The sequence below is a fragment of the Pantoea conspicua genome (assembly GCF_002095315.1).
In the GTDB taxonomy this organism is placed as follows: Bacteria; Pseudomonadota; Gammaproteobacteria; order Enterobacterales; family Enterobacteriaceae; genus Pantoea; species Pantoea conspicua.
This window is the reverse complement of the sequence record NZ_MLFN01000086.1, coordinates 1-7,539: the sequence shown is the minus strand read 5'-3', so window position 1 is coordinate 7,539 and position 7,539 is coordinate 1. Positions and strand designations below refer to the sequence as shown.

Below are 7,539 nucleotides of genomic sequence, written 5' to 3'. Positions count from 1 at the left end.
GAAGGTACCGCGCAGCGGCGCGAGGACGGCCCGGCAGCAGCAGAGGTGCTCAGGCCCGCACTGCAGCACGCTCGCCCAGACAAAAAAGCTGCCACGTCTGACCGTGACAGCCTTTGCAAATTTAACCTTAACCGACAAGCATTAGAGCCGGGGCTCTCCTTTCTCTGCTGTGCGGTGTGGCTTAGTCGAGCTTCACGCCCAGTCGCTGAGCAACGGCTTCATAGGCTTCAACCACGCCGCCCAGGCTCTGGCGGAAACGGTCTTTGTCCATTTTATCCAGCGTCTCTTTGTCCCACAGGCGCGCGCCGTCTGGCGAGAACTCATCGCCCAGCGTCACTTCGCCGTTAAACAGACCGAACTCCAGCTTGAAGTCGACCAGAATCAGCCCGGCGTCGTCAAACAGCTTGCTCAGTACCTCATTGGCTTTAAAGGTCAGTTCCTGCATCCGCGCCAGGTTTGCCTTGCTGACCCAGCCAAAGGTTTCGCAATAGGATTCGTTGACCATCGGGTCATGTTTCGCATCATCTTTCAGGAAAAGATCGAACAGCGGTGGATTGAGCACCAGCCCCTCTTCCACGCCCAGACGTTTTACCAGCGAACCCGCGGCACGGTTGCGCACCACGCACTCAACCGGCACCATCTCCAGTTTTTTCACCAGCGCTTCGTTATCAGACAGCAGCGCCTCCATCTGGGTCGGGATACCCGCTTCCTGCAATTTAGTCATAATGAAATGGTTAAACTTGTTGTTCACCATCCCTTTACGATCAAACTGCTCAATTCGAGCGCCGTCACCTGCTGACGTATCGTTGCGGAATTCAAGTATCAGCAGATCCGGGTTATCGGTGCTGTATACGGTTTTCGCTTTACCGCGATACAGCTCAGCTCGCTTTTGCATCTTGTTCACTCCAGACTTGAAATAACGGGTGTCCAGCGGCCTGTGCCGCTGCGGCGATTGCCTTGACGCAATCGTTTACTTCGCCGCGCGCTATTATGCCAAAAACAAAATAAAAAAGGCCGGAGAATCTCCGGCCCTTTGTCATTTTTATTTGTTCAGCGCGCCCTGGAACACCGCCACCAGCGCATCATTTTGCGACTGGGTCAGGACATGCCCTTTCGGGTCGATGAACTGCAGGCTGGTACGGTTATCAAGATCGCCGACCTGCACTTTATAATCCCCGTTTGGCAATTCGGGATCTTTGGCACCCACTTCATCCCAGCCGCTGCTACCCGGTGATTTATAGGTCACCTTCATGCTGCCGGTTGAGCGGGTCGTATCGGTCACTTCCATTCCGACGCGTTTCATTGCCTCTGGCAGGCGTTGCCATGCCACGTTGTACGGCGTACGCAGGATTAGCAACGGCAGGCCGGTATCATCGGCACCGCTCTGCACATCAATCGCGCCATTCACCCGACCCGAAGCCGCATTTTCGCTGGCGGTCTGGATCTTATCCATTCCGGTGCTGATGTCATTGAGCATCTGCGCGGTATAGCGTTGGATCTGCGCAGGTGAAGTGATCGTTTTGCCATCCTGTTGCAGTTCCAGCAGGCGAACCGTCAGCAGCTGCTGATAGCTCTGCGACTGTACGCTAATCTGGTAACGACCACGGTACTGCTGATCTTCATCAGCCCGGTTCCACTGTACCCAGTCGGTGGTCAGTTGCTGTCCGGCGTCATTACGTGAAGCAATCGGGAATTTGTAAGACTGCACCACATTGACCACCTGCGACCAGACGGAGCCACGGCTGTTATCAAGCATCAACGCGCCGGTATTATTGCTGTATTGCGCGCGGGTACCGTTCAGCAGTGCCAGCGGCTGAGCCGGTGGACGGATATCGAGCTGCTTGCCGGTCGGGGCCTGGCTGCTGGTGCGCGGGACATCAAAATCGCCACGCTGAACCGGCAGGATCATCCCGGCAGGGGCTTTCAGTTCATGTAGTTCGCTGGCTTGCAGGTAAGATTCGTCACCGCTGACCTGGCGCTTATAGCGCTGGTCGCTTGAACAGGCCGACAACAGCATCAGGGTGGAAAGCCCCACCACTGTGGCTACCGTTGACCGCTTTACTGAGTAATTCATTCAAACTCCCTAAATTATCGCAAACCCGCTTTCACCAGCGCCTGCTCCACTTTCGGCTGGCCGGCTGCAGTCAGTGGCGTCATTGGCAGACGCAGCGTGTCGTTAGCGATTAATCCTAGCTGTTTCGCAGCCCATTTTACCGGGATAGGATTGGGTTCACAGAAAAGCGTCTGGTGCAGGTGCATCAGACGCTGATTCAGGCGGCGTGCCTCGACGAAATTACCCTGCTGTGCCAGTGTGCACAGCTCAGCCATTTCGCGCGCGGCTATGTTCGCGGTCACCGAAATGACGCCTTTGCCGCCCAGTTGCATAAAGTCCAGTGCGGTAGCATCGTCGCCACTCACCAGAATGAACTCTTCATTAACCAGCTCTTGGATCTGACTTACCCGCGATAAGTTCCCGGTTGCCTCTTTGATTCCGATAATATTTTTTATTTCAGCCAGGCGGGCAACGGTTTCCGGCAGCATGTCACAACCGGTACGTGAGGGAACGTTATACAGCATTTGCGGCAGGCTGGTGCTGTCAGCGATCGCTTTAAAGTGCTGGAACAACCCTTCCTGCGTGGGACGGTTGTAATAAGGGGTGACGGTCAGGCAGCCGACAACACCGGAGCGTTCGAAACGTTTAGTCAGAGAGATGCCTTCTGCAGTGGCATTCGCACCGGTCCCGGCGATCACCGGAATACGGCCATCCGCCAGCTCCAGAGTCAGCATCACCACATCGCCGTGTTCTTCATGGCTCAGCGTGGCCGATTCGCCTGTGGTGCCGACGGAAACAATCGCCGCGGTGCCGCTGGCGACATGATAATCAATCAGTTTTTTCAGACTCGCACGGCAGACATTACCTTTGTCATCCATTGGCGTAACGAGTGCAACAATACTTCCCGTAAACATTGGCGATCCCCTCGACAAACAAGTGCTTCATGGTACGTTTTACGCTTAGGGAAAAGCAAGCAAGCCACGCTATTCCGGCGCTTGTCAGCAGTTTTTTTTATGTTTACCTTATAGTTATTAGCGAATGCACAGGAAAAGCCATTTTGCCGCAATCTCAGCCCCATCATCTGGTGATCACCGCGCTCGGTGTTGACCGTCCGGGTATCGTCAACACCATTACCCGACACGTCAGCAGCTGCGGTTGCAACATTGAAGATAGCCGTCTCGCCATGCTCGGGGATGAGTTCACCTTTATCATGCTGCTGTCAGGCAGCTGGAACGCCATTACGCTGATTGAATCCACTCTGCCGCTGAAAGGCGCCGAACTGGAACTGCTGATTGTCATGAAGCGGACCAATGCCAGTCGCCGTCCGCCGATGCCGGATACCGCCTTTATCCAGGTTGAGGTAGCGGATTCGCCGCACATCATTGAACGCTTCACCGATCTGATCGATAAGCATCAGATGAATGTTGCCGAACTGGTCTCCCGGATTACACCGGGACAACACGATTTGCCTCCCACGCTCTATATTCAAATGACCGCCCACAGTCCGACGCGGACTGAAGGCACGTCGTTTGAGCAGGCCTTTAATACGCTGTGTCATGAGCTGAATGCCCAGGGATCGCTGCGCCTTTACAGCCTGTCGGATGCCGACAGCAGTGAAGCCATCAGCCCGACACGCTAACGGCGCATGTTGATACCGGAGCTATTTCACCACATGACCGTCACCGAAACGTGCCCGGCTATATGGTGAAATACCCCCTGATGGTAATTTTCCATTTGGCAGTTTCGTGCCGGATGGTGTATTACCGACAGCCTGAATAAAAAAATGGAGAGATGTGATGAATCCACTGAAAGCCGGTGATACCGCACCGAAATTTAGCTTGCCCGATCAGGATGGCGAACAAGTGAATTTGACCGACTTCCAGGGACAGCGCGTTCTGGTGTATTTCTATCCGAAGGCGATGACACCCGGCTGCACCGTCCAGGCGTGCGGTCTGCGTGACAACATGGATGAATTGAAAAAAGCGGGCGTGGAGGTGCTGGGTATCAGCACTGACAAACCGGAAAAGCTGTCACGCTTTGTCGAAAAAGAGCTGCTGAACTTCACCCTGCTGTCAGATGAAGATCATGAGGTCTGTAAGGCGTTTGGCGTCTGGGGTGAAAAAACCTTTATGGGTAAAACCTATGACGGCATCCATCGCATCAGTTTCCTGCTGGATGCAGACGGCAAGGTGGAAAAGGTCTTCGATAACTTTAAAACCTCCAATCATCACGACATGGTGCTGGACTACGTTACATCCGCCTGATGGCAGCAGGACGCGGCAGCCTGCCCGCCGCGTCCTGCTTATTAGCGTCACTGCCCTGACTGACTGCGGTGATCTGCTTCAACCGCCAAAGGGCTTACCGCCTCTCCGCCAGAATCTCTCCGTTAACCCGCGCCCTGCCAGGGTTGCGGCTTCCAACGCAGCGGCTAACTGACTGCCGCGGCAATCACACAGTTACGGCCGCTGTTTTTCGCCTGATAGAGCGCAGCATCCGCCTGCTTCAGGCTATCTTCAAGCGTCACATCCTGCTGACCGCTCCATGCCGAGACGCCAATCGATAAGGTAATGCGTCCGACGTCGGTAAGCCAGGCTTCGGCAATGCCGAGCCGCACCCGCTCGGCAATGATCAGCGCCTCTTCCAGCGCGGTGCCTGGCAGCAACATCAGAAACTCTTCGCCGCCGTTACGACAGACCACATCAGACTGGCGGGCGCTGGCGCGCAGCGTGCTCGCGACCTGCTGAATGACCCGGTCGCCGACGTCATGGCCCCAGCTATCGTTGACGTTTTTAAAATGATCGATGTCCAGTGCCAGCACCGAAAATGGCTGACGCAGCGTCTGGTAATAGTCCAGCACCGCGTTGAGCCCGCGACGATTGAGCAACTGGGTCAGCGGATCGGTCTGTGCTTCCGAGTTGAGTCTGCCAATTTTATCCTGCACCAGCCCGATGCCGGTCAGCAGCGCACGCTTGACCTGTGCAGCTTCAAAATACCAGGCGCTGATCCCGCCTATCTCTTTTGACACGCCCTGCGCATCCATCCGGCTTGCCTTACGCGCCAGTTGCCACAGCGGCAGCGCAATCAGCCGGGCCAGAATCACCGCCACCAGCAGCGTTAACAGCGCAAAGGGCATGGAGTTTTTCAGTACCTTCATCAACAGGCCCGATAACGGCTCCAGCGTCACGTTAACCGGCTTGAGCGCCACCACCATCCAGCCGGTGGTCGGCACCACAGCAAAGCCTGCCAGCTGGGTGACCTCTCCCGCCGTCGAAAGCTTCAGCGAACCGTTGCTCTGCTCCTCGCGTGGGTTAATGATGGCGGGTAGCGTTTTGCCGATCAGCTGTCGATTCTGGTGATAGAGCACCTGATTATTGCTGTCCAGCACGTAGACGCTGGTGCCATCGCGATAAAACTGTTCGCCCAGCAGCGCATTCAGAATGCTTTTTTTCTTCAGATAGATGGTGCCGCCCACATAGCCCAGATAGTCCCCTTCCCGGCTCCAGATGGGCCAGGAGACAAACACCAGCAAATTGTTAGCGGCAGAAAGGGTTGGTTTACTGATCATCGGCTGGCGCATCGACAGCGCCTCTCGTGACGCGTCGCTGGTGAGGTGCATCCCTTTAAGCGTCAGCGATTCCGGCGAGATAGCTCTGACTATCCCCTGCTGATCGACCACCGCGACCGAGTTAAAACTGATGGTCTGCTCGCGCAGTCGGTTGACCTCGCTCTGCAGCAGTTTGTCATTATTGAAATCGCCACTGATCTGGTTAGCGCTGTAATGCAGTTGCGACTGCGCCAGCTGAAAGAAAATTTCACTGGTGGAAGCCAGCTTCGCGGCGTAGGCCCGGTTAGCTTCCAGCGTACTTTCAATCAGGACCTGACGCTGAACCCGCCAGGTGGCGTACAGGGTATTGGCGAGGGTGATGACGATGCTGACTATGACCAGCAGTGCAATTAAATTGCGCAGATCGGTTTTGGGTCGAAAACGCCTTATCATGACGTTGCCGCCGCAGGTGAAAAAATCATCGATTACGTGCCTGATTATTGTTATTAGCGTGTGCCGGATGGCCTGGCGATACTGGCGTCAGTTTACACCCTGACAAAGGATTTGAGCAGGGTTAAGGCCGCCGGCACCACACTAAATTCAAATTTATCTGGTCCTAATCGATCAATCCCTGACTATCGTAAAACGGCCAGGGTCCGGAAAAGCGGCCAATGGCGCACTGGTGCGTCACCATTCCCTCTCCGGGCTGCCAGCGATGCAACAGAAATCCGGGCGGCTCCAGCACAAAGTGCGCCGGACCGTCAGGCTGCAGATCCAGCGCCACCTGATGCGAGGCGCCCGGCGCTACGCAGGCCAGCGTGCCGGCAAAACGGGTCTGTAAGCTGCGATGCAGATGACCGCACAGCACCCGTTCCACCTGCGGATGACGGGCAATGATCGCCTCAAGCGCGTCGGGCTGACGTAACCGTTGCCGATCCATATGATCGATACCGCAGGCAAAAGGCGGATGGTGCAGCATCACCAGCGTGGGCCGATCGGGCGCGGCACTCAACGCCCGATCCAGCCACAGCAGTTGCTGCTCATCGACATAGCCCCACGGCTGCTGCGGCACGCTGGAGTCAAGCGCCAGCAGCCTGACATCGCCAACGGTCAGTTGCCAGTTCAGGGTTGGCCCGTTTTGCAGGTAAGCGTGATCCGGAAAGGCAGCGCGCAGAGCCTGGCGGTCGTCATGATTGCCCGCCATCAGGTAATAGGGTCGCTGTAGCCGCTGCAGGGCGTCGCGCAGCGTCTGATACTCGTCAGGCCTGCCGAAATCGACCAGATCGCCGGTAATCACCACCACATCGGGCTGCGGTCGCAGCGCGTTTAGCGTATCGATAGCCAGCAGTAAGGCCGCATGGGTATCGACCTTTTTATAAGAGAGGCGGCCATTGGCCTTGATATGCAGATCGCTGAGCTGCGCAATCACCGTAGGTTGAACAGACAATCCTGACTCCTTAGCAACTAAATTCCAGTGCGGCATGGCTGGCCAGCGACCAGCTGATGCGCTGTCCGGCCTGCCAGACTTCGCGGGCGTGGCGTTCGACCTGAATCGGCGTTTCCAGCCCGATATCGATCAGTAAGCGCTGCGAGGCGCCAAGAAAGGTACTGCCCATCACCATACCCTGCTGGGCATACCGGCTCTCGTCACCCAGCAGCACATCTTCCGGCCGACAGAAACGCAGCGGTTTGCCATGCCGATCCTCGGCAATACAGTTAATCGCCCCGACAAAATCAGCGACAAAGCGTGACGCCGGACGCTGATAAATTCCCTGTGGCGTATCGATCTGCACCAGGCGGCCCTGCTCCATCACTGCGATGCGGTCGCCCAGCGCCATCGCTTCCTGCTGGTCGTGGGTCACGTAGACGGCGGTGATCGCCAGCCGCTTCAGCAGCGCGCCGATCTCCAGTCGCAGCCGTTCGCGCAGGCGCGCGTCGAGCG

General features: G+C 56.5%; 8 protein-coding genes. 2 read left to right on the top strand and 6 right to left on the bottom strand.

The annotated features are described in order from the left end of the window. Positions 1-181 precede the first annotated feature (181 nt). The 3 genes from purC to dapA form a co-directional block, all read right to left on the bottom strand. On the bottom strand, positions 182-895 hold the full coding sequence (gene purC, locus HA41_RS18950) for a phosphoribosylaminoimidazolesuccinocarboxamide synthase (RefSeq protein ID WP_094122054.1): 714 nt from the start codon (positions 893-895) through the stop codon (positions 182-184). 147 nt (positions 896-1,042) lie between these two features. Further along, a complete protein-coding gene (gene bamC, locus HA41_RS18945) occupies positions 1,043-2,074 on the bottom strand; it encodes an outer membrane protein assembly factor BamC (RefSeq protein ID WP_094122053.1) in 1,032 nt (343 codons plus the stop codon). A gap of 14 nt (positions 2,075-2,088) precedes the next feature. Then, positions 2,089-2,967, bottom strand: a complete 879-nt coding sequence (gene dapA, locus HA41_RS18940) for a 4-hydroxy-tetrahydrodipicolinate synthase (RefSeq protein ID WP_094122052.1) — start codon at positions 2,965-2,967, stop codon at positions 2,089-2,091. A gap of 143 nt (positions 2,968-3,110) precedes the next feature. On the opposite strand from dapA, the gene HA41_RS18935 reads away from it, so the two are divergent. Both HA41_RS18935 and bcp read left to right on the top strand, forming a co-directional pair. Then, entirely contained in the window at positions 3,111-3,692 is a 582-nt protein-coding gene (locus tag HA41_RS18935; RefSeq protein WP_094122051.1) for a glycine cleavage system transcriptional repressor, read from the top strand. Between the two features lie 157 nt (positions 3,693-3,849). Next, the gene (gene bcp, locus HA41_RS18930) at positions 3,850-4,317 is read left to right on the top strand and encodes a thioredoxin-dependent thiol peroxidase (protein ID WP_094122050.1); all 468 of its coding nucleotides are present in this window, start codon (positions 3,850-3,852) and stop codon (positions 4,315-4,317) included. A gap of 164 nt (positions 4,318-4,481) precedes the next feature. On the opposite strand, the gene HA41_RS18925 is transcribed toward bcp, so the two are convergent. The 3 genes from HA41_RS18925 to HA41_RS18915 form a co-directional block, all read right to left on the bottom strand. After that, a complete protein-coding gene (locus HA41_RS18925) occupies positions 4,482-6,050 on the bottom strand; it encodes a sensor domain-containing diguanylate cyclase (protein WP_094122049.1) in 1,569 nt (522 codons plus the stop codon). 163 nt (positions 6,051-6,213) lie between these two features. After that, complete coding sequence (locus HA41_RS18920; RefSeq protein ID WP_094122048.1) at positions 6,214-7,044, bottom strand: phosphodiesterase; 831 nt, start codon at positions 7,042-7,044, stop codon at positions 6,214-6,216. Between the two features lie 10 nt (positions 7,045-7,054). Beyond that, a partial coding sequence (locus tag HA41_RS18915; RefSeq protein WP_143807374.1) for a TOBE domain-containing protein occupies positions 7,055-7,539 on the bottom strand: 485 nt, incomplete at its 5' end.

What these genes read in the sequence shown, in the direction of transcription:
- bamC (WP_094122053.1), bottom strand. Translation starts at nt 2,074, where the DNA reads ATGAATTACTCAGTAAAGCGGTCAACGGTAGCCACAGTGGTGGGGCTT.
- HA41_RS18925 (WP_094122049.1), bottom strand. Translation starts at nt 6,050, where the DNA reads ATGATAAGGCGTTTTCGACCCAAAACCGATCTGCGCAATTTAATTGCA.
- purC (WP_094122054.1), bottom strand. Translation starts at nt 895, where the DNA reads ATGCAAAAGCGAGCTGAGCTGTATCGCGGTAAAGCGAAAACCGTATAC.
- dapA (WP_094122052.1), bottom strand. Translation starts at nt 2,967, where the DNA reads ATGTTTACGGGAAGTATTGTTGCACTCGTTACGCCAATGGATGACAAA.
- bcp (WP_094122050.1), top strand. Translation starts at nt 3,850, where the DNA reads ATGAATCCACTGAAAGCCGGTGATACCGCACCGAAATTTAGCTTGCCC.